General features: G+C 66.8%; 32 protein-coding genes and 3 pseudogenes. 13 read left to right on the forward strand and 22 right to left on the reverse strand.

Annotation, left to right across the window (positions count from 1 at the left end; genetic code table 11):
* Positions 1-235: 235 nt before the first annotated feature.
* Positions 236-502: a hypothetical protein gene (locus HK415_RS03380; protein WP_171556773.1), complete on the forward strand. Its 267-nt coding sequence runs from the start codon at positions 236-238 to the stop codon at positions 500-502.
* Here the strand turns inward: HK415_RS03380 and HK415_RS03385 are convergent.
* The 16 genes and pseudogenes from HK415_RS03385 to HK415_RS03465 form a co-directional block, all read right to left on the reverse strand.
* Positions 499-942, reverse strand: a complete 444-nt coding sequence (locus tag HK415_RS03385) for a hypothetical protein (protein WP_171556774.1) — start codon at positions 940-942, stop codon at positions 499-501. The two genes, HK415_RS03380 and HK415_RS03385, sit on opposite strands and share 4 nt — an antisense overlap.
* Positions 939-1175: a hypothetical protein gene (locus HK415_RS03390; RefSeq protein ID WP_171556775.1), complete on the reverse strand. Its 237-nt coding sequence runs from the start codon at positions 1173-1175 to the stop codon at positions 939-941. Before HK415_RS03390 ends, HK415_RS03385 begins: the two co-directional genes overlap by 4 nt.
* Positions 1176-1265: 90 nt before the next feature.
* On the reverse strand, positions 1266-1559 hold the full coding sequence (locus tag HK415_RS03395; protein ID WP_171556776.1) for a YciI family protein: 294 nt from the start codon (positions 1557-1559) through the stop codon (positions 1266-1268).
* A 39-nt stretch (positions 1560-1598) separates the two neighbouring features.
* Positions 1599-2081: a hypothetical protein gene (locus tag HK415_RS03400; protein WP_171556777.1), complete on the reverse strand. Its 483-nt coding sequence runs from the start codon at positions 2079-2081 to the stop codon at positions 1599-1601.
* Entirely contained in the window at positions 2036-2410 is a 375-nt protein-coding gene (locus tag HK415_RS03405; RefSeq protein WP_171556778.1) for an alpha/beta fold hydrolase, read from the reverse strand. The genes HK415_RS03400 and HK415_RS03405 overlap by 46 nt, the downstream gene beginning before the upstream one ends.
* 11 nt (positions 2411-2421) lie before the next feature.
* Positions 2422-3231 (reverse strand): class I SAM-dependent methyltransferase, encoded by an 810-nt coding sequence (locus tag HK415_RS03410; RefSeq protein WP_171556779.1) that lies wholly within the window; start codon positions 3229-3231, stop codon positions 2422-2424.
* Positions 3232-3296: 65 nt separating this feature from the next.
* Positions 3297-3743: a cytochrome c3 family protein gene (locus HK415_RS03415; protein WP_171556780.1), complete on the reverse strand. Its 447-nt coding sequence runs from the start codon at positions 3741-3743 to the stop codon at positions 3297-3299.
* A gap of 120 nt (positions 3744-3863) precedes the next feature.
* Entirely contained in the window at positions 3864-4403 is a 540-nt protein-coding gene (locus HK415_RS03420) for a hypothetical protein (RefSeq protein ID WP_171556781.1), read from the reverse strand.
* 147 nt (positions 4404-4550) lie between these two features.
* The gene (locus HK415_RS03425; protein ID WP_309246562.1) at positions 4551-4979 is read right to left on the reverse strand and encodes a methyltransferase family protein; all 429 of its coding nucleotides are present in this window, start codon (positions 4977-4979) and stop codon (positions 4551-4553) included.
* Positions 4980-5096: 117 nt separating this feature from the next.
* Complete coding sequence (locus HK415_RS03430; RefSeq protein WP_171556782.1) at positions 5097-5684, reverse strand: hypothetical protein; 588 nt, start codon at positions 5682-5684, stop codon at positions 5097-5099.
* Complete coding sequence (locus HK415_RS03435) at positions 5681-7426, reverse strand: hypothetical protein (protein WP_171556783.1); 1746 nt, start codon at positions 7424-7426, stop codon at positions 5681-5683. Before HK415_RS03435 ends, HK415_RS03430 begins: the two co-directional genes overlap by 4 nt.
* A 490-nt stretch (positions 7427-7916) precedes the next feature.
* The gene (locus tag HK415_RS03440; protein ID WP_171556784.1) at positions 7917-8189 is read right to left on the reverse strand and encodes a hypothetical protein; all 273 of its coding nucleotides are present in this window, start codon (positions 8187-8189) and stop codon (positions 7917-7919) included.
* A gap of 209 nt (positions 8190-8398) precedes the next feature.
* Positions 8399-9075: pseudogene (locus HK415_RS03445) on the reverse strand (DUF2238 domain-containing protein).
* A 440-nt stretch (positions 9076-9515) separates the two neighbouring features.
* On the reverse strand, positions 9516-9944 hold the full coding sequence (locus HK415_RS03450; protein WP_171556785.1) for a hypothetical protein: 429 nt from the start codon (positions 9942-9944) through the stop codon (positions 9516-9518).
* A gap of 143 nt (positions 9945-10087) precedes the next feature.
* Positions 10088-10363 (reverse strand): BrnA antitoxin family protein, encoded by a 276-nt coding sequence (locus tag HK415_RS03455; protein WP_171556786.1) that lies wholly within the window; start codon positions 10361-10363, stop codon positions 10088-10090.
* 256 nt (positions 10364-10619) lie between these two features.
* Entirely contained in the window at positions 10620-10961 is a 342-nt protein-coding gene (locus HK415_RS03465; protein ID WP_171556788.1) for a hypothetical protein, read from the reverse strand.
* Between the two features lie 180 nt (positions 10962-11141).
* On the opposite strand from HK415_RS03465, the gene HK415_RS03470 reads away from it, so the two are divergent.
* A complete protein-coding gene (locus tag HK415_RS03470) occupies positions 11142-11660 on the forward strand; it encodes a type II toxin-antitoxin system RelE/ParE family toxin (RefSeq protein WP_171556789.1) in 519 nt (172 codons plus the stop codon).
* 111 nt (positions 11661-11771) lie between these two features.
* Here the strand turns inward: HK415_RS03470 and HK415_RS03475 are convergent, their stop codons facing one another.
* Both HK415_RS03475 and HK415_RS03480 read right to left on the reverse strand, forming a co-directional pair.
* Positions 11772-11999: a transposase gene (locus tag HK415_RS03475; protein ID WP_171556790.1), complete on the reverse strand. Its 228-nt coding sequence runs from the start codon at positions 11997-11999 to the stop codon at positions 11772-11774.
* A 158-nt stretch (positions 12000-12157) separates the two neighbouring features.
* The gene (locus tag HK415_RS03480; protein WP_253261754.1) at positions 12158-12898 is read right to left on the reverse strand and encodes a hypothetical protein; all 741 of its coding nucleotides are present in this window, start codon (positions 12896-12898) and stop codon (positions 12158-12160) included.
* Positions 12899-13047: 149 nt separating this feature from the next.
* On the opposite strand from HK415_RS03480, the gene HK415_RS24440 reads away from it, so the two are divergent.
* On the forward strand, positions 13048-13266 hold the full coding sequence (locus HK415_RS24440) for a hypothetical protein (protein WP_253261755.1): 219 nt from the start codon (positions 13048-13050) through the stop codon (positions 13264-13266).
* Positions 13267-13945: 679 nt separating this feature from the next.
* Here HK415_RS24440 and HK415_RS03485 read toward each other — a convergent pair.
* Positions 13946-14707, reverse strand: coding sequence for a hypothetical protein (locus HK415_RS03485; protein ID WP_171556791.1), 762 nt, complete (start codon positions 14705-14707; stop codon positions 13946-13948).
* Between the two features lie 703 nt (positions 14708-15410).
* Here HK415_RS03485 and HK415_RS23760 point away from each other — a divergent pair.
* From HK415_RS23760 to HK415_RS23770, 3 genes are read left to right on the forward strand one after another with little or no spacing between them, the layout of a single operon-like run.
* Positions 15411-15884 carry a helix-turn-helix domain-containing protein gene (locus HK415_RS23760; RefSeq protein WP_216369724.1) on the forward strand — a complete coding sequence of 158 codons (474 nt, stop codon included), beginning with the start codon at positions 15411-15413 and terminating at the stop codon, positions 15882-15884.
* Between the two features lie 2 nt (positions 15885-15886).
* Positions 15887-16270 (forward strand): integrase core domain-containing protein, encoded by a 384-nt coding sequence (locus tag HK415_RS26125; protein WP_216369725.1) that lies wholly within the window; start codon positions 15887-15889, stop codon positions 16268-16270.
* Positions 16267-16560, forward strand: a complete 294-nt coding sequence (locus HK415_RS23770; RefSeq protein WP_216369726.1) for a hypothetical protein — start codon at positions 16267-16269, stop codon at positions 16558-16560. The genes HK415_RS26125 and HK415_RS23770 overlap by 4 nt, the downstream gene beginning before the upstream one ends.
* Before the next feature lie 21 nt (positions 16561-16581).
* On the opposite strand, the gene HK415_RS03495 is transcribed toward HK415_RS23770, so the two are convergent.
* Both HK415_RS03495 and HK415_RS03505 read right to left on the reverse strand, forming a co-directional pair.
* A complete protein-coding gene (locus tag HK415_RS03495; RefSeq protein WP_171556792.1) occupies positions 16582-17049 on the reverse strand; it encodes a hypothetical protein in 468 nt (155 codons plus the stop codon).
* A gap of 571 nt (positions 17050-17620) precedes the next feature.
* On the reverse strand, positions 17621-17920 hold the full coding sequence (locus tag HK415_RS03505) for a hypothetical protein (RefSeq protein WP_171556794.1): 300 nt from the start codon (positions 17918-17920) through the stop codon (positions 17621-17623).
* Positions 17921-19170: 1250 nt separating this feature from the next.
* Between HK415_RS03505 and HK415_RS24450 the strand changes: the two are divergent.
* The 3 genes and pseudogenes from HK415_RS24450 to HK415_RS03515 form a co-directional block, all read left to right on the forward strand.
* Positions 19171-19446: pseudogene (locus HK415_RS24450) on the forward strand (acyl-CoA dehydrogenase family protein); the annotation flags it as partial.
* A gap of 61 nt (positions 19447-19507) precedes the next feature.
* Positions 19508-20373: pseudogene (locus tag HK415_RS24455) on the forward strand (acyl-CoA dehydrogenase family protein).
* Entirely contained in the window at positions 20370-21584 is a 1215-nt protein-coding gene (locus HK415_RS03515) for a CoA transferase (protein ID WP_171556795.1), read from the forward strand. The pseudogene HK415_RS24455 and the gene HK415_RS03515 overlap by 4 nt, the downstream one beginning before the upstream one ends.
* A 10-nt stretch (positions 21585-21594) precedes the next feature.
* Here the strand turns inward: HK415_RS03515 and HK415_RS03520 are convergent, their stop codons facing one another.
* Positions 21595-21807: a hypothetical protein gene (locus HK415_RS03520; protein ID WP_171556285.1), complete on the reverse strand. Its 213-nt coding sequence runs from the start codon at positions 21805-21807 to the stop codon at positions 21595-21597.
* A 217-nt stretch (positions 21808-22024) separates the two neighbouring features.
* Here HK415_RS03520 and HK415_RS03525 point away from each other — a divergent pair, with 217 nt between their 5' ends.
* From HK415_RS03525 to HK415_RS03540, 4 genes are all read left to right on the forward strand, one after another.
* Complete coding sequence (locus tag HK415_RS03525) at positions 22025-22303, forward strand: hypothetical protein (RefSeq protein ID WP_171556796.1); 279 nt, start codon at positions 22025-22027, stop codon at positions 22301-22303.
* 211 nt (positions 22304-22514) lie between these two features.
* Positions 22515-22697, forward strand: a complete 183-nt coding sequence (locus HK415_RS03530) for a CsbD family protein (RefSeq protein WP_171556797.1) — start codon at positions 22515-22517, stop codon at positions 22695-22697.
* Positions 22694-23023: a hypothetical protein gene (locus HK415_RS03535; protein WP_171556798.1), complete on the forward strand. Its 330-nt coding sequence runs from the start codon at positions 22694-22696 to the stop codon at positions 23021-23023. The genes HK415_RS03530 and HK415_RS03535 overlap by 4 nt, the downstream gene beginning before the upstream one ends.
* Before the next feature lie 61 nt (positions 23024-23084).
* Entirely contained in the window at positions 23085-23684 is a 600-nt protein-coding gene (locus HK415_RS03540) for a VIT1/CCC1 transporter family protein (protein ID WP_171556799.1), read from the forward strand.
* The last annotated feature ends 16 nt before the right edge of the window (positions 23685-23700 follow it).

The following is a 23700-nucleotide window of genomic DNA, read 5'->3' on the forward strand; positions in this document are numbered from 1 at the left end:
CGCGGCGCGGGGCAGCGCGGCCAGCAGGCCGTTGCCGCCCGCGTGCGCCGGCGGCGCGGGGGTGGGGAGGGAGTCCTTCACGCCCTCAGGATGGGCGGCAAATCGCGCGACGTCTGCACGGTGGAGTACACAGCGGGCGGCTGCGCGCCGGTGGCAGGGCCATGTTGTGTGCGCATCCGTACAGACCGCCCGGGCCGGCGTGCCGACAATGGCCTTGTCACCAGTGGAGTCCTGCATGTCCCGTCCAGCCCCTTCCCGCAAGTACATCGCCGCCCTGGAGGCTGCGGGGGACTGGAGCGACCAAGACGTGGTGGTGAGCGGAACCGACGCGCAGGAGCGCGCCGTGCGCATTTCGCGCTCCGAGGCGGCGGTGCCGGCCGCCCTGGTGCGGCGCTGGCTCCAGGTCCGCGACGCGCTGCGCGAACCGCGCCTGAAGGTGGTGGCGGCCTTCGTGTCGGCCGACGGCTTCCTGTTCATCGCGTCGGCCCGGCCGGAGCGCTAGTTCTTCCCGAAGTCATCCTTCAGTTCCTCCACCGTGGGGCCACCCACCTGCCTGGTCATCGCGGCGAGGCTGCGCTTCAGGATCGCCCCCGTGGACCCGGAGATCGGCAGGTTGCCGATCTCGAGCGCGGCGACGGCGTAGGTGGCCGTGGCGAGCGAACTGCGCAGCGATTGCCGCAGGCCCTCGCGCGATTCGCCCGCTTCGCCCTGCCTTTCCGCAGCCAGGGACAAATCGCGGTGGTTGCTGAAGGCGGTCACCGCGCTGGCGATGCCGTTGTCCAGGCAGCGGTTGAGCGTGCGGAACTCGTGCACCGCGAAGGGCGCGTCCATCTCGAAGGCGAGGTCCGTGATCGCTTGGCACAGGTCGCCGTAGTCGTGCACGACCTCGTCCACCGAAAAGCCCAGGGCCAGGAGCTCCTTGCCGTGCGCGCCGGCGCTCACCCCCATCTCGGAGACGAACAGGAGTCACCGCCCGGCGGCCCGGAAATGCGCAAGCTTTCCAGGGGCTTCCGCTGCTCCTCCGCCTCCAGCGTGCGCTGCAGCTGGGCCAGGAACAGCGGGATGCCATTGCGCACCTGCACTGTCGTCGCCTCCCGCATGGGGCGCTCGGATACCTTCTGGGCACACCGGTCCAGCAGCTCCTCGCGGTGGGTGGCCAGAAAACTCGACATCATGGACAGGGACCTTCACACGGCCAGACCGTGCAAGGGACAGGGTGGGCCGCGCGGCCGGGCGCGTCTGTGCGGCAGCGCACGGACGGGGCACTACACCGGCGTCTTCTTGTCCAGCGCCTTGCTCCAGTACAGGACTTCGATGTCCTGGCGCAACCCGCAGGTGTAGAACGGGTCCGTGGTCATGAGGTCGAGCACGTGCTGCCTGGAAGGCGCCTCGACGATCCAGAGGCCGCCTTTGGGAACGTGGCTGGGCTCGACGCGCAGCGATCCGGCCACCAGGACCGTATCCTGATGTTCCGCGACCCAGCGGATGTGCGCCTCGAGGTGGGCGGCACGCAGCTCGCCGTGGCCGGGCTGGTCGGTGAAGAGGACGGCAAAGAGCATGGCAATGCAGTCGCGGTCAGCCGGCGGACGGCAGGCCGATCACTTCTGCGTCCCCGCCACTTCCGCGATCCAGCGCGCAATCTCCTCCCGCGCCGCCGACGGCGCGTCGATGTGGCTGGCGTCGGGTTCGGCCATCCGGGTGAGCGCGTGCCGGGGCAGGGCGTCGAACATCATCGGCCTGATGCGCACCAGCCCGGGGTAGTCGTTCTTCGGCGCGACGAAGAGCACGGGCACCTGCGGGCCCAGGGCCTTGGCCGATTTCAGCTGGTTCATCGCGCCGTCCGGATCGAACCAGGTGAGCCAGGCCGCGGGCGCGCTGGTGACGGCGAAGCTGCCCTTGGCGTTCTCGTAGTCGCTCAGGCGCGCCTTCTCGTGGCCCTTGCCCTCCGCCACCAGCCTGCGCGCCTGGTCCACAACCGCGCCCAGCTCCTTGCGGAACACCTGGTTGGCGACGTTGCCGCCCGGGGCGATGGCGATCACGCCGTCCACCGGGCGCTTGCCGCCGTAGTACAGCGCGAACACGCCCCCTGGCTGTGCCCCGCGACGAACACCTTGCCCGCGCCCCTGGCCCGCATCGCATCCAGCGCCGCATCCACTTCCTTTTCGGCAGCGTCCACGGGCACGTCGTATTCGCGCCGGCCCGACCAGGGCATCTCGAGGTTGGCGACGAGGTAACCCCTCTGCTCCAGGAAGGAAGCCAGGCCGTTGACGTGGCGGGCGGGCGAGCCGCCCTTGCCGTGCATCACCACCACGGCGATGCCCGGTGCCGCCGGCGCCTGGGCCGGCGCGAGCTGGGCGAAGGCGAGGGTCGCGGCCGCGAGCAGGCGGGGGATGAGGCGGATGCAGCGCATGTCTCGCCGGATTAGACCGTGCCGCGCGCGATCCCGCAAACCGCCCAGGCCCGCGCGCGCAGCGCGATCGACCCGTCGGCCGCCGCCGGCAATGCGGACTGCAGCCTGGCCCTCAGCGCCGCGCGCTGTTCTTCGCCCAGCGACATGGCGTACGCCGGCGCCGGCCCCTGGCCGCCGAGGAAGGGCTGCCAGTAGTCGTCGAAGCCGGCGAACTTCGCGCTGACGTCGAGCGGGGCGGTCTTCACCTGTTCGAGGCCGGCCGCCGCGAACGCAGCCTGCAAGGCCGCGGGATGGCACAAGGGGAAGCGCGGTCCTTCATGCAGCGCAGCGGCCGCGGGATCCAGCGCCACTGCCGCGTCCCAGAAGGACTTGATGATCTCCATGCCGCCGGCGTAGTCCCAGACATAGGCCGCGATGGTTCCGCCCGGCGCCGTCACCCGCCGCATCTCCGCCAGCGCCGCCGACACGTCGGGAACGAAGTTCAGCACCAGGCCGGAGGCGACCACGTCGCATGTGCCCGCAGCGAGCGGGATTGCCGCCGCATGGCCGGCGAGCACGCGGGCCCGGCCGGCCAGGTGCTGCTCGGCCAGCTGGCGAAAGCCATCCGAAGGTTCGACCCCCGCCACGCTGCGTGGCGCGCAGCGGTCGAGGATCGCCGCGGACAGGGCTCCCGTGCCGCAGCCGACGTCCAGCCAGCGCAGGCCGGGCGGCTGGTCCAGCCACGACAGGAAGAGGGGCGCGACCTGGCGGCTCCAGCGGCCGATGTACTGCTCGTACGGGCTGCCGCGCTCCCAGGTGTCGGAAACCTGCGTCTTGCTCATCGCCTGCCACCTCCGGGGACGGGAACCGCGATGAACGAGGTTCTACACCACTGGCGGCGGGCGCATCAGACCTTGTGGCAGACCAGGCAGAGCAGGTCGCCCGTGACGCGCAGGTACATGTTCGGTTGCGGCGGCGGCGCCACCTCGCCGTGTTCGCGGTGGCAGGAGGCGCATTCGACCTGGCCGTTGATGCCGAACAGCTGCACTTCGTCGGAATCGGCGATGCCGTTGCCGTTGCGGTCGAAGAAGACGATGTCGTCCGTCAGCGCTGTCGGTCGGATGTAGTCGGGGTTGTGGGCCGGCGGGTAGGCCATGCCGGTCGGGTGCTGCCGCTCCGGCGAGATGAAGAAATCGAAGAAGTCCTTCGCGCCCGAACCCGGCGCCGGATCCAGGTGGCACATCGCGCAATCGACATACGCCCCGTGGACCTCGCCCGTGGAGCCCAGACCGAGGAGCGATGCCAGCACGCAGGACGCCGCCAGCTTCACTCCCCACCACCGATTTTTTTTCATGTGGCTTCCCCTCTGCGGGGGGATTGTATACCTCGATTGCTGCGTTGCAACATGGTTCGGTCGCCTGCCGGATCCATGCAAGCACCGCGCCCTTATCGGGGCAATGCCATTTCGCGCGTTCTAGCGCGCGTCGAGTTCCTTGATCATCTCGGTAGTGATCGCCTGGACCTGCTTTTCCGTCATCGCCGAAAAGACGCCCTGCCAGGCGGTGGACGTCGTCGCGTACTTGCGCGCGCCGACCTGCTGGCGTTGCGGCAGTTCGTAGAAACGCGCGTCGGCGTCGATGTAGGCGTTGCCCGTGAGGATGCCCAGGCCGTAGCGCGCGCCCGGCGAGATGTAGCGGTAGTCGTTGATCGTTACGACGATCAGCGTCGCCGGCTCCGTGGCGCCGGAAGGCTCGACGTCGTAGTAGGTAAACGGCTTACCCGCGGCACCTGCGGCCGCGGCCATCGCCGAGCGCCATTCCGTGCGGAACAGCTCCCAGTCCGCCGACTTCTGCATCGAGGCTGGGCTGGGCTGCACGTACAGGGCCACGCGCCGGGTGGCAGCGGGGCTGACCTTGAGCGCCGCGTCGGCGCCGCCCGGACGTTGCACGCTGGCGGCGCAGCCGGCCAGGAGTGTCGCGAGGGCGACGATGAGGAGGGTGAGCAGTTTCTGCATGCTGTTCATGTTCGCCTTAAGGAATCCATGCGGGCCGACGGAAAGCCAGGGGTCGCGGGCGGCCGTCACACTATCGCAGCGTCGCCCGGCTGCCAAGTCCGGAGTGAACGGGATGCCGACGAGATCAAGGAAATCGCGTGCGTGCCCTCAGAGCCAGCGTCGGGTGTGGCTGCGATACCGGAGATAAGCCTCGCCAAACTTGGCCTTCAGTGCCCGCTCTTCCGGCCCGATCTGGAAGCGGTTCACATACCCCACGAAAGCGATCGGACCGAGCCACACCAGCGGGGAGTCCAGCCTGACCGCGTAAGCCACGAGCAAGAGCAGCAGGCTCAGGTACATCGGATTGCGCGACACGCGAAAGATGCCGCCGGTCACCAGGCTGCTCGCCCGGTTCGGGGAGAAGGGGTTGATGGTGGTGCGCGCTCGGAACATCGAGGCGGCCGCGGCCAGCACCACGCCCGCGCTGGCCTGCGAAAGGGCGACCCCGGCGACCATGCGCCAGGCCGACGGGTCGAGGGTCACGCCGGCGGCCATGGCGTACAGCTTCATGCAGGCGCCGACCACGATCGCCACCACGGGGGCGGGGACCTTCGTCTCCAGGGAGCGAGCCAGCCGGCTTCGGGAAGCGGCGTTGCTTTCACCGGGGAGACGGACAGGTTCATGGGGCTCAACTCGAAGAAGACGAGATATTAGCTAGCCGCCCATCTCCCTCCACCCCGCCGGCTTGGGGCAGATGAAGTCGTCGCGGCCCGCGGCCACGCCGGCATGTTTGGCGCTGTAGCGGCCGGTGGCCCGGGACACCGACCAGGTCCAGGTCTTCCCCGGTTCGATCCCGTTCATGCCGCACCACGGCTTCATGTCCACGCGTTCCAGGCAGGCCTTCACCGCGATGCGTTGCGCGCACACGTTGCGGTGGTAGGTGTGGAAGCGCCGCGACTCGCGATCCAGCTTGCTGTCGCCCCAGGAGCCCAGCGACTGCAGGCAGCGGTCTTCCGCGACCCAGCACGAATACTTCTCGTAGCCGGGCATCTTGCCGCCGGTGTTGTCGTTCGCGGTGCGGGCCTTGCCCGGCTTCGCGTCCGGGCGGGCGCCCTTGGCCTTCTCCGGCGGGTCGTCGCAGCGCACCCGGATCGTGGTCATGGCGTCCTCGCGGATGCCCAGCCTGCGCCGGCAATCGTCCAGTTGCGCGGGGGCGAACTGGCCGTCGCCGGTCTGCGCCGGCGCCATCGGGCACAGCGTGGCGAACACGGCGGCCGCCATGATGCGGGCGGCGCGGATCATCGCAGCAGCTTGTCCTGGTCGAAGAACGGGTCGTAGGTCGGCATGGCCTGTTCGTCGGGACGCAGCGGGCGTCCGCAGTTGAAGGACTGGCCGCCGGTGCGCGGCGTGGGCGAGTAGCCGTGGCCGTCGGGGCAATCCACCATGCTCAGCGCCGCCTTGAGCGACTTGCCCCAGCCGCCGTTTTGCAGCGGCCCGTTGCAGCGGTACTCGCCGCCGGGCTTCTGCATGCACCAGGCGCGCGCCGGTCCGCGCGAAGCTGCGGCGACCTTGCGGGCTTCGTCGCGGGCACGCTCTTCCTTCGCGCGGGCTTCCTCGCGCGCACGGGCCTGCTCGCGCGCTTCGCGCGCCTTCGCCTCCTCGCGGGCGCGGGCTTCGTCGCGCGCCTTCGCTTCCTCGCGCGCGCGCTCCTCGCGGGCTCGCGCCTCGTCCCGGGCACGCGCCTGCTCGCGCGCACGTGCCTCGTCCCGCGCACGGGCTTCGTCGCGGGCACGCGCCTCGTCGCGCGCGCGAGCCCCGGCGCGATCGCGCTCGGCGGCTTCCTCGCGCGCGCGGCTGCTGGCGCGCTGGTCACGCTGCATCGCTTCTTCGCGCGCCTGTGCATAGGCGCGAGCGTCCCGGTCGCGCGCTTCCTGGCGTGCTTGCGCGGCCGCGCGGGCCTCGCGTTCCTGCTGCGCCTGCCGTGCTTCCTGCTGCGCGCGCGCCTGCGCCTGCAGGTTGTTCAGGTATTGCTGCTGTTGCTGCCGCTGCGCCTGGCCCGCGGACAGTTCGGAGGCCAGCGTGTTGGTGAAGGACTGGAACATGCGCGCCTGGTTGATGCGTTCCTGCTCGCGCTCCGCGCGTTGCTCGCGGGCGCGCTCGGCGGCGGCGATGCGGCGCTCTTCCTCCTCGCGGGCACGCTGCTCGGCGAGCCGGCGCGCCTCTTCCTGCCGGCGCACCGCGGCCACGGTGTGCGGCGCGTTCTGCACTTCGTCCGCCGTCGCGGGCTTCTGCAGCAGGGGATCGCTGAACATCCCGCCCGCGACCTGCAGCCCGCCGTCCTGGAAGCGGTAGCCGGTGAAGCGGTGCTCGATGCTGCGCGGGCTGGACTTCGGCAGTTCCTCGAGGGCGATCGCGCCGCCGGCATCCAGCTTGCCGGCCAGGCGATGGCTGCCATCGCGGCTGGCCAGCTCGATCTGCCCCGGCTTGCCGGTCCGCACGTCGTAGTCGATGGTGCTGCACTCGCCGCTGCGGCAGAAGCCCGTGGTCACGCGCATCGCCTGGCCCGGCTTCACCCATTCCACTTCGGTCCAGGCGGTGGCACTGGAAGTGCCCAGCCACACCGGGCCCTTGTCCGCGGCTTCCGCGAAGGCGCCCCAGCGCTTGACCAGCGCGGCGAGCTGGCGCTGCCGCTGCTCCTCCTCGCGCTTGCGCTTGGCTTCGGCGGCGGCCTGCAGCTTGGCTTCCGCCGCTGCCTGCGCCGCGGCCCGCTTTTCCTCCTCGGCGCGGGCCTTCGCTTCGGCGCGCGCCTGCGCCTCGGCGGCGGCGCGCGCAGCGGCGGCCTCCGCATCGGCCTTGGCCTGCGCGCGATCCATCTCCGCCAGCATCGACTGCGCCGTGCCGGCAGACAGCGTGACGTTCAACTTCGCCAGCGCCGCCATGTCCTCGCGCGTCGGCCGCCTGGCTTCCTGCCCCGCGACCACCGCCACCTGCCGGGCCGCGTCGTAGCGGTAGGCGGACCGCGACTGCGCGCCGCCGACCAGCACCTCCCCGTGGGCTGCACCTCGCCCAGGTCCTCGCGCCCGTCGTCCCACAGCATGTCGAAGCGCGCCAGCCCGCGCAGGTTGCCGAAGCTCACGCGCGAGGCCTCGGGGTGCGCCACCGCGAAGCCCTTGCGGTATTTGCACTGGCCACCCTCGCAGCTGACGATGTTCACGGCCGCCAGCGCACCGGGCACCTTCCACTGCAGGTCCAGCACCACGTGCCGGTTCTTGTCCGGGCCCCACGTGTACATCCAGGGTGTGCCGACCAGCGAGGACCAGGCGCCCCAGCGCTTCTGCGTTTCCGCCGCGTCGGTGGTCTTGATGGCATCGAGCTCGCGCACCACGTCGTCGGTGATGCGCGCGGCACCGAACACGGGCGCCTCGTTGGGCACGGCGCGCGACGTGAAGCGGCGCGGCTCGGGCTGGCCGCCGAAGAGATTCTTGAAGCGATCGACGACTTCGCCGGGAGAGGGCGCTTGCGCCGGGTCGGCGATCACGGGGCCTCGCCGCCTTCCGCGCCGGTGACCGGCAAGGGACCCGTGCTTCCGGCTGGGGGCTGGTTCTGGCGCACGGCGTCGATGGTGGAGCCGAGGAAGCCCTTGAACTTGTCGACGAGTTCCGCCGGCGATGGAGCGGCCGGTGCGGGCGCTGCGCCTGCGGGTGACGCTGGCGTTTCGGTGGGAGTCGGTGGAGTGTCCTGGGCGAGCGAGTGAAGGTGGACGAAGAACAGCGGGACCAGCAGGGCGCGCGTCGTGAACAGCGTCATTCGAAGGACCAGGTCTTTGCGCACCCGGCTGTGGCTGAGGTGGGCGCGATTACATCACGATACAAATGGCGCGTCGATGCGGCGAGAGGGAGATAGTCGTTTGCGGGCGACGGGTGCACGCGCGGGGCGCGGGAAGGAGTACGAAAGTTGCAGGAAGGATCGAGCGGGCCGACCCGCTGCTGCCGGCAGCTACCGATATGCGGGCAGGGTCATCGGCGCGAGGGTTCCGATCGCCTGCCCAGGAGATCAAGGATCTGGCGATCATGGACACGTGACAGCAGCGAAAGCGCAGCGACGGCACCGATCAGCGCCAGCAGCATGTCGGACTGCGTGTCCCATGGATCGCCCTGCGTCCCGAGGAACTCGTCCGCCCCTGGCCGAGCGCAAGGGCCGCGCCCCACTCGATGAACTCGTAGGTGGCACTGATCGCCAGGACGATGCATGCGACGACGAACGCCAGCATCCGCCGGCCTCGCACGTAGTCGCCCCGGATCAGGATTTCGCGGGCGACGAGTGCGGGGACGAAGCCCTGGAAGAAGTGGCCGATCTTGTCGTACGGATTGCGATGCAGGCCCAGGACGTCCTGGATCTGGAAACCGAGCGGCACGCGGGCGTAGGTGTACGCGCCTCCCAGCATCAGCACCAGTGCATGCAGGAAGATGCAGGCATAGAGCAGGTTGGTCAGGGGATAGCGGTGGTACGTTGCCCACAGGACGGGCAAGGCGATGGCAACGGGAGCCACCTCCATGGCCCAAGTGGCCCGGTCGTAGGGCCTGTAGCCGGACCAGGCGAGCAAGGCCAGGAGCAGGAGAGAAGCGATGACGAGTGACCGCGGCTGTTGGACGTACGTGGTTGCCGGGGCGGCGTGGATCGGCGTCGGGATCACGGTTGCGTTCCCTCGGGAACGCGCCGATAGGTGACGGCGCGGCCTTCGATCTTGTCGTCGACGACCAGTTCGGCGCGTCCCACGGACACCAGCGGGAAGGTCGCGAAGCGCATGGAGCCCCGGCGAACTGGCGGCCGTTCTCCCGCAGGTAGCGGCGCTTCAGGTGCGTGCCGTCGTAGGACCATTCGCCGGCGAGCTCACGCCGCTCGCCCGGGCCGCCCTGGGAAGAGGCCACGATCCGCTCAGTGAACTTCCCCTCGGGGCCGAGCACGAGCAGGCGGCGCGACGGGACGCTGTCCGCATCCGGCTCGCGAAGCCAGGTGCCGACCAGCCGGGAGCGCGTGTCCTCGATGCGCTGGCTTTCGGCGCTGTCGCAGCCGGTGAGGAGGGCGATGGAGAGGAAGGCTGGGAGGAGGAGGGGGCGGAACATCGGCGTCTTCCTAGTTGCGAGGCAGCCAGCGGAACCAGTGCGATTGCCGCCCACCCAAAGGGATGACCCACATGGCGAGGGCGGCTCCGGTCGTGCGCTCCTGGGACGTGATGGACCCATCGGTGTCGTCCTTTCTCACGAGACGCACCTTGGTGGTCCGCGCGCCACCCAGTGCGTCAGTCTGGGTCGACACTTCCGGCGGGAACAGCATCGCACCGCCTTCGCACGAAACGTGGCCCTCCGCCTGATCGAGTTCGCGCTGGGCAATGAGCTTGCCGGAGGAGAAGGCTTCGACCAGGAGCTTGCCGTCCTTCCAGGGATGGATCCGGATCCGGTCCGCGAAGGGATCGTTCAAGGGCAGGGGAACGCGAAGATGCCACGAGAGGAAGCGGGAGCTGTCGCCACCCTGGTCTGAATAGGAGGCGGAATTGGAATACACGCCGGAGAGGTCGGGGCAGGGCTGGGTGGAGGCGGAGTCGTTTCCGCTAAGACTCTTCAGTGACGAACAGGCCGCCAGGGGCAGCAGCATTGCAGGCGTGAGCATCCACAGCGCCCGGAGCTTCGGTGCACCGTGTGCGACTCTCACCGGACTTTGCTCAAACGATCGGCCATCCGGGTCTGCCAACCAGGGCCGCTTGCTTTCCAGCGCTCGATGACGTCGGCGGGAAGCCGCAGCGTCAACTGCTTGCGAGGGTTTTCCGAGGGAGGCCGGCCTCCCTTGTTGATCTTGGCGTGCGCCAGCATCTCCTCGGTGAGTTCGGGAAGTTCCTCGTACTCGCCCTTCTTGATCCGGTGCGCATCCACGCGCGCCAGATCAGACTTCAAGGAGCGGCGCGATGCGGGCTTGCTCGCAGGCATTGGCTTTCCTCATGCTGAAGACGTGGCGGTCCGCGCCACGCGGCGTGTAGCCGACCACCACGATGCGATCCGCGAGGACGCCGTAGCAGATGATGCGAACTTCACCATTAGATCGCACCGTCATTTCGCATCGGAAGGGATGTCAGCGTCTTCGCCGACTCGCCGGGAGCGGCGACGAACGGCGAGAAATCCGTGTCGAGCGAGATGACGCGGTCGCACGGCGCAAAGCCACTGCGTGTCCGTGCCGAACATAATGCTAGACATTACTTCCTCGCCTCTGCGCGATCTCGCGCCACTGCTCGACGTTCAACTTCTCCGCGATTTCCCGCGGCACCTTCTTCGGCGGGATGAAGCCAAACGCGACGCCTCGCGCAACGACCTGGGCTTCGTCCAAACCCTGGTATGTGGCCCAGAGCTCTCTCGAGTCATGCTGATGGAAGGCGTGGATGTCCGCCAGCAGATCGGAGCTCGGCCTCTTCCTCTTGCGCCACTCGGCAAAAGAAGCAGCCAGGTCGGCAAGAACCTGCCGGGCCTCAGCCTCGTAGACCTCGTCCGCTAGCTCCCGCAGAATCTTGCGCTCGGACCGGTTGAACTCCATGAGGTGCTCGTCGTGTGTTTATCGTTGGGGTTGAGAGGCGACTTGGAGGCGAGTGCGCGGAGCGCACTGAAGCACCGGGTCATCCAGGTCGGCCGACCTGTTTAGCCCCCGCGGTGGTACGACCTGGGCGGAAAACCTCCCCGGTATACGACTCGTATGGCGAGTGCTAGACTTTCCTGCATGAACGCTCGCGTAGATCACCTTCTGCACGAAGCTCTGGAGCTTCCGGACGAAGAGCGCTCGGCTCTCGTCGTCGCGTTGCTCGATAGTCTGGAGGGTAGCGCAGATCCCTCGATCTCGGAAGCTTGGCGGGACGAAGTGCGGAAGCGCCGCGCAAGCTCTCCGCGACGGCTCCGTGCAGCCCATTGCCTGGGCCGACGCGAAGGCGCGCTTGAGCGCTCTGTAATGAGCTTCCGGGTTTCGCTTCTGCCGTTAGCGGAAGAAGAGATCGAGGAAGCCTTTCACTGGTACTTCGAACGCAGCTCCTTCGCGGCGGACGCATTCCGTGTCGAAGTGATCACCGCAATCGATAGCCTCGCCGAGGATCCGCTGATGTGGCCCGCGGATTCGGAGGCGGTCCGCTACTACATCCTCCGGCGCTTTCCCTACACGATTCACTATGAGGTGGCAGGCACGGAGGTGATCGTGCTGGCCGTCGCCCATCAGCGGCGCCGGCCTGGGCACTGGCAGGACCGTTGATCAAGCGCGCGGTTTCTTCGCCGTCAGAAGCCCGCACGCGTCACGCCGTGCAGTTTGCACATCACTTGGACCGGGAAGGCTTGCCGGTTTGCCTCGATGAAGGCGAAGACTTCACCTTTCGTTCGGAGGCAAACCGGATAGCTTTTTTAGCAGGTCGTGCTCCATCTGAAGGCGCTTGAACTGGCGCTCCACGTCGCGAAGCCTTTGCAGTTCCGCGGCTTCCTGCGGCTCCAGCGGTGGTGGGTCGCCCACCAGCTCGCCGTCTCTGACCTGCTTGCGCCACCTGGAAAGCATGAAAGGATGGATGCACAGCGACTGCGCCACATCCTTGATCAGCACCCCGGCTGGTCGCTCAGATGCACCGCCTTGAGCTTGAATTCCAGGCTGTACTTCTTGATCTTTACTGGCCCGATTGTCTTAGCCATTGAGCACTCTCTCCGTTAGGTAAGAGTGTCAACGAAAGCGAGGCAAGCTCCGTGTCCGCGTCTAACGACTTGTTAGGCCTCACTGGCACCTTCTTCGACTTCAATGTCTCGGAACCCGTAGTCGCCCTTTGAGTTTCGCGTCACATGAACTACAACCTGGTGGTTGACCATCGGCCCAATGACATCGTCAACAGTCTCGCCAACCCCCGACACCCTTACCAGAGTGTCATCAACAAATACCTCAATCCAATCTTTCTCTAGGTGAACGGCCCGGAGAATTCCTTTGAGTGCAACTTCGCTCGCCTGCGCTGCCTGAGCCGGCTCAGACGAGGCCCCTCGAATCGCCGTGGTCATCGACTTGCGCGACTCCTGGGTCAAGACCACCGGCGCACGCGCACTCGATGAGCGGATTTCCAGATGAGAAAAGGAACGACCAGTCGGCGCGAGGTTCCGCGCCAGCTTCAAGAATGTTGCGCGGTAGTCGGGATCGGGGACGATTTTCGGAAGATTCGCCTCGGGCTCGTTAGCTGCGCCCTCAAGAATCGCCATGAACGTTGAGGCGACCAATCTAGGTTCTGGCTCCCCCTCTACAAACATGTCGCCCTGCGCTGGTCCCTGAATCGCAACTGTGAACTGATAGCTGCCAGGAACGCTTTGGAACAGCCAAGGGCGACAGAGATCTTGAATTGGCTTCGTGGCCGGCCCCCTGCGGCGGAGGGGAAGGTTTTTAAGAAATTCTGCCGTCCTGTAGAAGATGGACTGGATCGTCTGCACACGCTCAACGACTAAGTCGAGTGGCGCGCCGCCCTTCACTACCTCTCCCCGTCCACGGACACCGTTACTTGGCCCGGTACAAACCTGACGCCCGCCGACGCTTGCGCTTGCTCATTCCAAATCGACTGAAGAATCTCACGCAGCTGATCGACGGCGAATCCGGGCAGTCCCGAACGACTGAGCATCGAGTGAGCAAACTGCTCGGCCTCCAGCGTCTGTTCTGCCTTGTACAGAAGCGCTGCAGCGCTTACAGCCGTGACGCCAAAAGTCCGCGGCTTCTCGGACATGGTGATCTGCTGAAGGGCCTGCATTTCTGCCTTGGCGGCGTCGCCAAACAACCGCGCGGCCGCCGCCTCATCACCTCGGCGACGAGCCGCATGGGCTGCAGCTTGCCGCTTCCTCGCTAGCTGCGTGGAACGTAAGCCAGCTCATTTTGGTACAGCGTCCGCAATTGCGACGTGCGGCGGAGAGAAGGCGACCACAGCTGCGATCGCTGGCAGGTTGCTACGCCCGCGGCCGGTTTGCTCTAGCTTTTGGCGCAGCCGTGCTTTTAGTGATCCCGGAGTAGCTTCGTCGATGCCCGAGACCTCCAGGCGCAACGCGTCCTCCAAATCACCAAGCGAAGTACCCCTCGGCGCGACGTAGTAGTCGGCTCCCGTATGTGTCTCCGCCCTTCTGATCGCCACGAGATCGTCGGTGACCTCAATTGCTGCGAGCGCAACGCAGTAGGCCCCCGCCTCGGTAGCGTCGATTTCGTTTGCCCAAGCGTGTTTGGTCCGTTCGTCGGGCGCCCCCACTCTGCGATCGCCTCGATCAACGTCCCACGATCCACGACTAGATCAGTAGGCGGCGAGTGATGCCTATCCAAGCAGACCTCGGCCGCCTCGCGAAAACCCGAGTGCTACGCCCGCGGTGAGGCCTGGGTGCCGCGCGTCAAGGTCCTGAATCTGGATTTTTGGTCTGGCCATCCTGCAAGAGTACCTTTACACGGAAGAACCCGGAAGTACCTAACCGATCATTTTGAGAACGTCAGAACGCGCGCCTCGGCGGGATGTCAGTCCATCCACCTCCGAGCAGCCGCTTCCGTCAAATCTCTACGCCGCTCTTACCGTAGAACTCCATCAATGCGTAGATGCGCTCGACGTAAACGATGAACTGTCCCAGATTCGCCAAAATGATGCCCTTGTCCAAATCAGGCACGATCTGAGGATGACCGACCAGGTTGCGCGTGTGCCGATAGAAGTTGAACGCACCCTCAAGCAGTTGATCGAGGTCTTGGGCGAGCGGCATCTCTTTCGGCTTGGTCTTGGCTGACTTGTACGACTTCTTGAATTCGTCGTACTTTGTCGAGACCATGCGGTTGTTCACGCGGGAAAAGAACGCCTCTCGGTGCTTCTGGTCTTTGATGCTGCTACCGTACGCCTCGATCAAAATCAGTATGGCCTTCTCGCTCGCAGCGCCGAGCATGAATGCCGCTCCGGCAGGACTGCCCGCCTTGTAGCAACGAAGCGCCTCTTGAAAGAACCAGAGTACAACGCCGTCGCATGCAGGCACACGCTCCTGAAGCGTCTGAGGGAACTTCTCGATCTCGGCGGGGAGAAGTATTCCCGGCGCAGCGTTACCAGCCTCGATTGCTGCCTTGAGTCCGAGCAGCCATTTCTTCAGGTCGGAATCAGGGCCATCTACATGCATCTTTCCTGAGTTGTAGACAGCTAGTCCCGCTTTGTTTCCGCCGGACTTTGCCATGAACTTCGTGGCGTGTTGAATCTCTTGCTCGCCGTCCAATACACCGTTCTTCGTCAGCGCCTCGCGCACACTCGAACAGATCTTTTCGTCTCCGTTTGGCATGTAATCCCCCGCTGCTCTCTCACCGTAATGTAATCCAGAGCGCAGAGTAGGCGTGGTCGCTCTTAGCTTCGACCGGCGCGGAGTGGAAGGTGAGGTCTAACGTCGGAGATGACCGGCGGACAGTAGGCGGGCAACGCCCGCCGCTAGGACGTCCGTGTCGATCGACTTGTTAGACCTCATCCCCGTCAACTGCCTCCCCTAAGCTCAAGGCGTTTGCTTCGGATGTACCACGCCAGAAACGCAAAGGCAACGACCCAATAGGTGAGAAAGCATGCGACCAAACCCGGACCGCGGCCAATCCCAAGCTTCGCAGCAACAAACATCGGAAGCACAAGAGCGAGGTCTTGAAAGCGCACGCGGTTCGGCGACCAAGAGCCAGACGTCATCCACGCTACCAGCCCCAACGGCAGTAAGGCAACAAGCGCCGATACAAGAAATGCCAGGACGAACTGCGCACGGCTCACGTGAGGTCTAACGTCGGAGTTGACCGGCACGCAGTGGCATTGCGCCGCGGGGCGTACCCTTGCCGACACGCCTCGCGGCGCAATGCCGCTGCGTGTCCGCGTCGAACGACCTGTTAGCGGGCATAGGGGTACGACCGGGGCGGATAGGTGACACTTTCCTCGGGGCGGATGGGTAACACACCGATGGACCATGGGATCCGGACTGGAGGATCCCTATGCCATGGAGTGAGGCCACTGCAATGGGTGAGAGAAAGAAGTTCATTGACGATCTGCTGGATCGGCGGTACTCGGTAAGCGAACTCTGCGCCAAGTATGGCATCAGCCGCAAGACCGGCTACAAGTGGATCGAGCGATTCAGGCTCGAAGGGGTGCAGGGCCTGGAGGACCGCAGCCATGCGCCTGCGGTGGTGCACAACCGCACCAGACCGGAGATCGAACAGGCGCTGATTGCCGCCAGGCACCGGCACCCGACCTGGGGCCCGGCCAAGCTGCTTTATGAGGTGGGCCAGAAGCAGCCGCAGTGGCTGCTGCCACACGAGTCGACGGTGTGCGACATCCTCAAGCGCAATGGGCTGGTGCGAGCGCGGGTTCGTCGGCGTCCTTACGGCCATCCAGGTCGGCCGACGCAGGAAATTGCCCGCCCGAACGACTGCTGGAGCGCCGACTTCAAGGGCCAGTTTCGGCTGGGCAACGGCCAGTACTGCTACCCCTGACTGTGACCGACAACTACAGCCGCTACCTCTTGGAGGTGCGTGGACTCAACGGAACGGTGCACGACGACAGCAAGCGCGTGTTCGCGAGGCTGTTCAAGGAATACGGGCTGCCAGCGCGAATCCGAACAGACAACGGCGTGCCGTTCGCCGCAGCGAGCTTAGGCCGATTGAGCCGGCTGTCGGTATGGTGGATCAAGCTGGGCGTACTGCCCGAGCTGATCGAGCCGGGCAAACCGCAGCAAAACGGCCGCCATGAGCGCATGCACAAGACGCTCAAGGACGAGACCACGATGCCGCCGGCGTACAGCCTGGCCGGCCAGCAGAGAAAGTTCGATCACTTCCGCGGCGAATTCAATGACGACGCCCTCACGAAGCGCTGGACATGACGCCACCGGCGAGCTGGTACCAGCCTTCCAATCGCAGCATGCCGGACAAGCTGCTCGAACCAGACTACCCCGACAGATTCGAAGTGCGATTGGTCAGCGGAAACGGAGGTGTTCGATGGCGCCAGCACTGGGTCAATGTGACCAGCGTGCTGGTGGGCGAGTACATCGGATTTGAAGAAATGGCCGATGGACTATGGGACGTCTACTTCGGTCCGATGCGAATCGGCCGCTTCCACGAAAGGCTACTCAGAATCGAAGACAGCCTTAGTAAACTTAAACGACGCGTGTAACCCATCCGAGGGGGATTCTTGTCACCTATCCGCCCGGTCGCTCAGTACTTCATGTGCCCGAGCGTCCTGTTCGAGAGGAGCGTCACGATAGCCGACCGAGGCGATCTGCGCCAGGTAGACAGGCATGAACGCCTCGATGCTTCCGAACGCCTCGTACTGCTGTACGTGACGCAGTTCATGGGACATTAGCCTTACGTCCCCATAGCCGTCTACGACGAAGATGCCATGACCCAAAGTTAAACCGACCATACCCGGACCGAGAAGGCCTGTACCCAAGGCGACCTTTCGGAGTTCGGGGTCGTCGGGCACCGGTAACTGTGAAACGTACCTGACGCGGACCAATTCCGGACTAAGAACACCAACCTGACGGGCGATCGCGAAGCCCTTCTCGTTCAAGGAGTAGCCCGTGCTTCGGATGTGCTCGGACTGGATCTTCGCCCAAGCAATCGCCTTGGGCACAAGTTCCGGCAGTAGAGGCTGGAGGTCCATCTAGCGGTCTAACGGCGGAGTTGACCGGCGACCTGCGGAGAGGTCCGGAGCGAAGCGAAGGTCCGCCGCTGGGCGTCCGTGTCGAACGACCTGTTAAAGCTCATCGAGCGACTCTCCGGAAATCCACGACAGCCGCGGATTCGCACGCGAATGAGCCGTGGAGCCCATAAGCGGCCTCCAAGCGTACCTCCATGGGAGAGCCATCGGTGAGAACCAGAGCGTCAAGGACATTCTGCTCTCGCAGTTCGTCGAGCTCAGCCCGGGTCACCCGCTCGAAGCGCAGATCGACCTCGCCAGAGCGGCCAGTCATTGCGTCTCCATACCTGACGCTGAGTGAGATGGTGCCAGGTGATTCGAAGAGGAATCGCAGCACCGTTCCGTCTGCGAATTCCGGCCAGTAGCCGAAGTACGAGACGACGGGCTCTGAGTTGGCGACCATGTTCAAGTGAGCTCTAACGTCGGAGTTGACCGGCTCGCAGCGGCATTGCGCCGCGAGGCGTACGCTTACCAGCACGCCTTGCGGCGCAATGCCGCTGCGTGTCCGCGTCGAACGACTTGTTAGGCAGCTTGCTCATGGGACCTCCGAACTGCCGCGCAACGCCCACCTCAGCACGCCAAGGTTCAGACCCACAATGAACGCGAATATTGGCAAAGCCATCGGGTTCAACGCGCCGGTGCAGTTGTGTTCACAGTAGTGGAACATGACATATGCAAAAGTTCCGAACAGCAGTAGCGCGCCCCATCCAAGGAAGACTAGGAAGCGAACTAGAGACTGCCGCCATGAGCCGGTTGACCTTTGCCAGCCGACGACCTGCCCCACGAACGTCGCGAGCCCGAGGGCAATGGAAACATAAAACAGTGCGTGGCCCATGCTGCCTAACGTTGGAGTTGACCGGCGAACAGTAGGCGGGCAACGCCCGCCGATAGTACGTCCGTGTCGAACGACCTGTTATGCGGCACGGCGCTTATGCCTTCGCGCCCTTCGCTCTTGTCGCCGCTCCTCACGCCTTTTCTCCCGCTCCGCAGCGTCTCGGCCAAGCTTCCGGATCTCGTACGAACAAAGAATAAGTCCCAGCAGCACCCAGCCGCCGCAAGCGAAGAACCTGTACCAGAACGCCGTTTCGGAGGGTGAGGTGGCGACCACGCCATAGTTGGAGCCGCGCATGAACCGCAGCGCAGGGTCCGGGACCTCTGGGTAGATCGCGACCAAGTAGATCGGAATCACGAAATACACGAGAAGGTACAAGAGCCCCAGCCAGCTCCGAAAGAAGGCGAGAACTGTCTTCATGCCGCATAACTTGATTTAGACCGCGACCCCGCCGCATAACACCCGTCGATCCTCTTCACAATCCGCCTCCAGTTCCCTTCGCAACCACTCGATTTATAGCAACTACCCGCCGTCCCGCCTACCGCTTCCTCTTCCTAAAACCATCCCAAACCCCGCATTTCTGCGGAATAACATCAGCCACCTGCCTTGGCGTTTTCCGAGGTCAGCTCGCCGTAGGCACGCCCCCTAAGACGCTCCAACCGGAAGTAGGCGACAGCTCGCCGCGAATAACAAGATCCCCAAACCTCGCAGCCGACCGCTCCCCGTGGCCGCGAAGGGGCCCCGCCCGCTGGCGCAAAATCTCCCCAGGAGACGCCATGCAAGACACCCCCGACCGACCACTGGCGGCTGCCCGTCGCAGCCTCGCCGCCCTCCGCGCCGCCTTCGACACCGCCGCCGCCTCCCTCGCCGAGCGCTGCAGCGCCAACGGCAAGCTCAGTGGCCGCAAGCTCGACGCGGAACAGGTCGCTTCCTTCGAGCTCGCCTGGGCCGCCGCCGACCTGCTGGCCGCCGAGAACGCGATCGCCACGCTGCGTGCCGGCAGTCCCGCCCTCGACACCCAGCTCGCGCTGCTGTTCGCCGCCGACGCCGGTGTCGCCGTCCTGTCCCGCCTCGAGTCCCTCTACCTGGACCTGGGCCTGCCGCTCGCCCCGCTGCGCACCCTGCGCGACGACGCCACCTGGGAGTCCCTGCGCCAATCCGCCGCCTGCTCGCAAGCCCTCGACGCGGCCGGCCGCGCCGTTGCCGCCGCGCAAGGCGAGGTCGGCGTGGTCCCGCTCGACGAGCCGCATGCCATGGCGCAGGACTCCTTCCGCCGCTTTTCCGAGGAAGTGGTCGCGCCGCTGGCCGAGCAGATCCACCGCGAGAACCTCACCGTGCCCGAGTCGCTGCTGCAGCCGCTGCGCGAGATGGGCGTGTTCGGCCTGTCGGTGCCGGAGCAGTACGGCGGCAGCGCGCCCGACGAGCACGAGGACTCGCTGCTGATGGTGCTGGTGACCGAGGCCCTGTCCGAAGGCTCGCTGGCCGCGGCCGGCAGCCTGATCACGCGGCCCGAGATCCTCACGCGCGCGCTGCTGGCGGGCGGCACGCGCGAGCAGCAGGCGCATTGGCTGCCCAAGCTGGCAGTGGGCGATCCGCTGTGCGCGATCGCCATCACCGAGCCGGACTACGGCTCCGACGTCGCCGGCCTGTCTCTGCGCGCCACGCGCGCGCCGGGGCTGGCGGCTCACCGGCGCCAAGACCTGGTGCACCTTCGCCGGCAAGGCGGGCGTGCTGATGGTGGTGGCGCGCACCGATCCCGATCGCTCGCTGGGCCACAAGGGCCTGAGCCTGCTGCTGGTGGAGAAGCCTTCCTTCGACGGCCACGACTTCACGGTGCGGCAGGACGCGGGCGGCACGCTCACGGGCCGCGCGATTCCCACCATCGGCTACCGCGGCATGCATTCCTTCGACCTGTCCTTCGAGAACTTCTTCGTGCCCGATGCCAACCTGGTGGGCGGCGAGGGCGGCCTGGGCAAGGGCTTCTACTACACGATGGCCGGCATGGTGGGCGGGCGCATGCAGACCGCCGCGCGCGCTTGCGGCGTGATGCGCGCGGCGCTGCGTTCGGCCATCCGCTACAGCGAGGACCGCAAGGTGTTCGGGCAGGCGCTGGCCGACTATCCGCTCACGCGCGCCAAGCTCGCTCGCATGGGCTCGCGGCTGGCGGCGTGCCGGCAGCTCGCCTGCAAGGTGGCTGGTCTCGTCGACAGGGGGAAGGGCGCATGGAGTCCAGCCTGGTGAAGTTGCTGGCCTGCCGCTCGGCGGAGCTGGTCACGCGCGAGGCGCTGCAGCTGCACGGCGGCATGGGCTACGCGGAGGAGTCGGCGGTCAGCCGCTACTACGTCGATGCGCGCGTGCTGTCGATCTTCGAGGGCGCCGAGGAGACGCTCGCGCTGAAGGTGGTGGCGCGCAGCCTGCTGGAACGCGCCCTCGGCCTGGAAGCGAGCGCGGCATGAGCAAGAGCAACGGCATCCTTTCCGGCATGCGCGTGGTGGAAGCCGCGGCCTTCGTCGCGGCGCCCCTGGGCGGCATGACCCTGGCGCAGATGGGCGCCGACGTGATCCGCATCGACACGCTGGGCGGCGGCCTCGACTACCGCCGCTGGCCCGTCACCGAGGACAACACCAGCCTGTTCTGGTGCGGCCTGAACAAGTCCAAGCGCTCGGTGGCGCTCGATCTTTCCTCGCCGGAAGGGCGCGAGCTCGCGATGGCGCTGGTCACGGCACCGGGCGAGGACGCGGGCCTGTTCCTCACCAACTTCCCGCCGCGCGGCTGGCTGGACCACGACAAGCTGCGCGCGCGCCGCGCCGACCTGATCCAGCTCACGCTGATGGGCGACCGGCATGGCGGCTCCGCGGTGGACTACACGGTGAATGCGCGCGTCGGCGTGACTATGTTCACCGGCGATCCGGGCAGCGAGGAACCCGTCAACCACGTGCTGCCCGCCTGGGACCTGGTCACCGGGCAGATGGTCGCCGTGGGCCTGCTGGCGGCGGAGCGGCACCGGCGCCTGACGGGCGAGGGCCAGCATGTGAAGCTCGCGCTGCAGGACGTGGGCCTGGCCGTGATGAACCACCTGGGCTTCATCGAGGAAGCGCGCCGCGGCCAGCCGCGCCAGCGGCACGGCAACGAGCTGTTCGGAGCGTTCGGGCGCGACTTCGTCACGGCAGACGGGCAGCGCATCATGCTGGTGGGCCTGACGCACAAGCAGTGGCGCACGATCTGCGAATCGCTGGACATGCAGGCGGAAGTGGACGCGCTGGCAGCGCGCACAGGCCTGGACCTGAATCAGGAAGGCAATCGCTTCCGCGTGCGCAAGGAGCTGGGCGAGATCGCCGCTGCGCGCATTTCCAGGCGCAGCTTCGCCGACCTGCAGCAGGTGTTCGACCGCCTGGGTGTGTGCTGGGACCGCTACCAGACCGTCGAACAGCTGGTGCGCGACGACCCGGAGTGCTCTCCGGCCAACCCCATGTTCAGCGCCATCACGCAGCCGGGCGTGGGCGAGACGATCGCGGCCGGCATCCCGCTGGACTTCTCGGCGCGCGGGCGCATTCCCGCGCAGCCGGCGCCGCGGCTGGGCGAGCACACCGAGCAGGTGCTGCAGGAGCTTCTGGGCATGCCGGCTGCCGAATACGGCCGGCTGCATGACAAGGGCGTGGTGCGCTAGCGGCGGTGCTTCAGCGTCGCGCCTTCTTGCGCGGCGTCGAGGGGATCCTGGCGGGCTGCAGCGTCCACAGGTCCAGGAACTGCTGCAAGGAATTGGCTTGCGCCGTGGCGACCTGCCGCCTCGCCGCCGACGTCGCCTTGCCGCGTGCCATGCCGGCCGACCGGTTGAAGGCACTGAGCCACATGCTCATGAAAGGGTTCTTGCTGGTCCAGGGATTCATCATGGGGGCCTTTGGTGTGTCAGCAGAAAGCATGAGGCCGGGAAAGGGCGACGGCACACGGGCATGGGCCCGTTCGCTCGTCGCTCCTGTCCTACGGCTGGCGGCCGATTCGCGCCGCTCCTGATCTGCGTCAATTGCGTTGCCGGGGACGGCTGATGTACGTCAGCCGGCCCCTTGTCTTGCAGGGCGACCATGGGGGCAAGACAAAAGGAGTCCCACCATGGCACGCGTTGCCCACCTCGAACAAACTTTCCACGTCCCGCACATCGGCACTGCCACCGCCGTGGGTGGCGTGCTGTCGGTCCTGGCCGCCGTCGGCTCGGTCGCCTTCAAGGCGGCGGGCGGCGTGCAGCACGCCCTGGCCCACTGGCAGGAGCGTCGCCACGCGCGCGAGGAAGACCGCAAGCTGTGGCAGCTGGCCTGCGAGGACTCGCGGGTGATGGCGGACCTGGTGGCCTTGAGCCAGGCGACGTCGCGGGCCTGGCCGCCGGCGCACTGAGCTGCAAGCTGGGGTTCGCTTTGCTCACCGCCAGCCCACGGGTTCCGGGTTCCCGTAGGCTGGGGTGACGAAGGAACCCCAGCGCTTTCACGGTGCGCGTTAAGTACGCCCGCGTACAGACACGCGCGTGGGCCTGGGGGACATTTTCCGCAGCAGCTGGTCGCGGCAACTCGGCCGGCGTCCCGTCCGTTCTCACTCCAGGGAGGTTGCGATGAACAGGAACCAGGTGAAAGGTGCCGTGAAGGAGGCCGCCGGCAAGGTGCAGGAGCAAGCCGGCAAGGCCATCGGCAGCACGCGGCAGCAGGCCAGGGGCCTGGGAAAACAGGCGGCAGGCAAGATGCAGAAGGCCTTTGGTGACGTCCAGCAGGCCGTCAAGACCCCGGAGCGTTCATGAGCGCCGGCCCGACCGACTCCCGCCCGTCCAAGGCGGCGACCGAAGCGCTCGAGCGCAGCAGGCAATACGCCACCGAGGCGGCCGGCAAGATCCGTGAGGCAGCGCGTGACCTGGGCGGCAGCGCCGGCGACCTGGCGCGCACTGGCGCGGAGTCCGTGAGCGAAGCGGCCGCCGGGGCGCAGCGCCAGCTCGGGAAGTACGCAAGGTCGGCGCGCCGCCACGTGGCCAGGGAGCCCTTGCAGTCGACCCTGATCGCCGCCGCCGTCGGAGCCGCCGTGGCCGTGCTGGTCATGGCGCTCTCCCGCAGCCGGCGCGACGGGGACTGAGGCGCCGCGGGAGGCGGTCCTGCCCCGTCCGCGCGCCACCAGGCTTCACGCATAGCCGCCCATGCGCCACGGAGAACTCCACCGGTCCGACCGCATCGGATGGCTGCGAGCTGCTGTCCTCGGCGCCAACGACGGGATCGTGTCCACCGCCAGCCTGGTGCTGGGCGTGGCGGCGGGCGGCGCCGCGCCGGCCGCAGTCATGATGGCCGGCCTCGCGGGCACCGTGGCGGGCGCCATGTCGATGGCCGCCGGCGAGTACGTCTCCGTGAGCTCGCAGTCTGACACCGAGAAATCGGACCAGCGCCGCGAGCAGCAGGAACTGCTGGCCCAGCCCGCGGCCGAACAGCAGGAGCTGGCGGCCATCTACGTCGCCCGCGGCCTCGACCGCGATCTTGCCGCCCGGGTGGCGGAGCAGCTCATGGCCAAGGACGCCCTCGGGGCGCACGTGCGCGACGAACTCGGCATCTCCCACGCGACGCGGGCGCGTCCCGTGCAGGCCGCTTTCGCGTCGGCCGCCGCGTTCACGGCGGGCGCCGTCGTGCCGCTGGGAGTGGCCGGGCTCGCGCCGGCGGCCGCCGGTGCGTCGCGCGTGGGCTTCTGGGGAGCGCTGGCCATGGCGCTCACCTATGGGGTCGGTGCGTTGTTCGGCGCGGTCGCCTAGGCGCGCCGGCCGTGGG

This window comes from Ramlibacter montanisoli (assembly GCF_013087525.1).
GTDB classification, from domain to species: domain Bacteria; phylum Pseudomonadota; class Gammaproteobacteria; order Burkholderiales; family Burkholderiaceae_C; genus Ramlibacter; species Ramlibacter montanisoli.

Bases quoted from the DNA above. Each gene is read 5' to 3' on its own strand.
- HK415_RS03495 (WP_171556792.1), bottom strand. From the start codon at position 17,049: ATGGACCTCCAGCCTCTACTGCCGGAACTTGTGCCCAAGGCGATTGCT.
- HK415_RS03470 (WP_171556789.1), top strand. From the start codon at position 11,142: ATGAACGCTCGCGTAGATCACCTTCTGCACGAAGCTCTGGAGCTTCCG.
- HK415_RS03515 (WP_171556795.1), top strand. From the start codon at position 20,370: ATGAGCAAGAGCAACGGCATCCTTTCCGGCATGCGCGTGGTGGAAGCC.
- HK415_RS03380 (WP_171556773.1), top strand. From the start codon at position 236: ATGTCCCGTCCAGCCCCTTCCCGCAAGTACATCGCCGCCCTGGAGGCT.
- HK415_RS03390 (WP_171556775.1), bottom strand. From the start codon at position 1,175: ATGATGTCGAGTTTTCTGGCCACCCACCGCGAGGAGCTGCTGGACCGG.
- HK415_RS03410 (WP_171556779.1), bottom strand. From the start codon at position 3,231: ATGAGCAAGACGCAGGTTTCCGACACCTGGGAGCGCGGCAGCCCGTAC.
- HK415_RS03395 (WP_171556776.1), bottom strand. From the start codon at position 1,559: ATGCTCTTTGCCGTCCTCTTCACCGACCAGCCCGGCCACGGCGAGCTG.
- HK415_RS03485 (WP_171556791.1), bottom strand. From the start codon at position 14,707: ATGCCAAACGGAGACGAAAAGATCTGTTCGAGTGTGCGCGAGGCGCTG.
- HK415_RS03405 (WP_171556778.1), bottom strand. From the start codon at position 2,410: ATGCGCTGCATCCGCCTCATCCCCCGCCTGCTCGCGGCCGCGACCCTC.
- HK415_RS03525 (WP_171556796.1), top strand. From the start codon at position 22,025: ATGGCACGCGTTGCCCACCTCGAACAAACTTTCCACGTCCCGCACATC.
- HK415_RS03415 (WP_171556780.1), bottom strand. From the start codon at position 3,743: ATGAAAAAAAATCGGTGGTGGGGAGTGAAGCTGGCGGCGTCCTGCGTG.
- HK415_RS03530 (WP_171556797.1), top strand. From the start codon at position 22,515: ATGAACAGGAACCAGGTGAAAGGTGCCGTGAAGGAGGCCGCCGGCAAG.
- HK415_RS23770 (WP_216369726.1), top strand. From the start codon at position 16,267: ATGACGCCACCGGCGAGCTGGTACCAGCCTTCCAATCGCAGCATGCCG.
- HK415_RS03540 (WP_171556799.1), top strand. From the start codon at position 23,085: ATGCGCCACGGAGAACTCCACCGGTCCGACCGCATCGGATGGCTGCGA.
- HK415_RS03535 (WP_171556798.1), top strand. From the start codon at position 22,694: ATGAGCGCCGGCCCGACCGACTCCCGCCCGTCCAAGGCGGCGACCGAA.
- HK415_RS03420 (WP_171556781.1), bottom strand. From the start codon at position 4,403: ATGCAGAAACTGCTCACCCTCCTCATCGTCGCCCTCGCGACACTCCTG.
- HK415_RS03440 (WP_171556784.1), bottom strand. From the start codon at position 8,189: ATGACGCTGTTCACGACGCGCGCCCTGCTGGTCCCGCTGTTCTTCGTC.
- HK415_RS03455 (WP_171556786.1), bottom strand. From the start codon at position 10,363: ATGCCTGCGAGCAAGCCCGCATCGCGCCGCTCCTTGAAGTCTGATCTG.
- HK415_RS03505 (WP_171556794.1), bottom strand. From the start codon at position 17,920: ATGGGCCACGCACTGTTTTATGTTTCCATTGCCCTCGGGCTCGCGACG.
- HK415_RS23760 (WP_216369724.1), top strand. From the start codon at position 15,411: ATGGGTGAGAGAAAGAAGTTCATTGACGATCTGCTGGATCGGCGGTAC.
- HK415_RS03430 (WP_171556782.1), bottom strand. From the start codon at position 5,684: ATGATCCGCGCCGCCCGCATCATGGCGGCCGCCGTGTTCGCCACGCTG.
- HK415_RS03520 (WP_171556285.1), bottom strand. From the start codon at position 21,807: ATGATGAATCCCTGGACCAGCAAGAACCCTTTCATGAGCATGTGGCTC.
- HK415_RS03465 (WP_171556788.1), bottom strand. From the start codon at position 10,961: ATGGAGTTCAACCGGTCCGAGCGCAAGATTCTGCGGGAGCTAGCGGAC.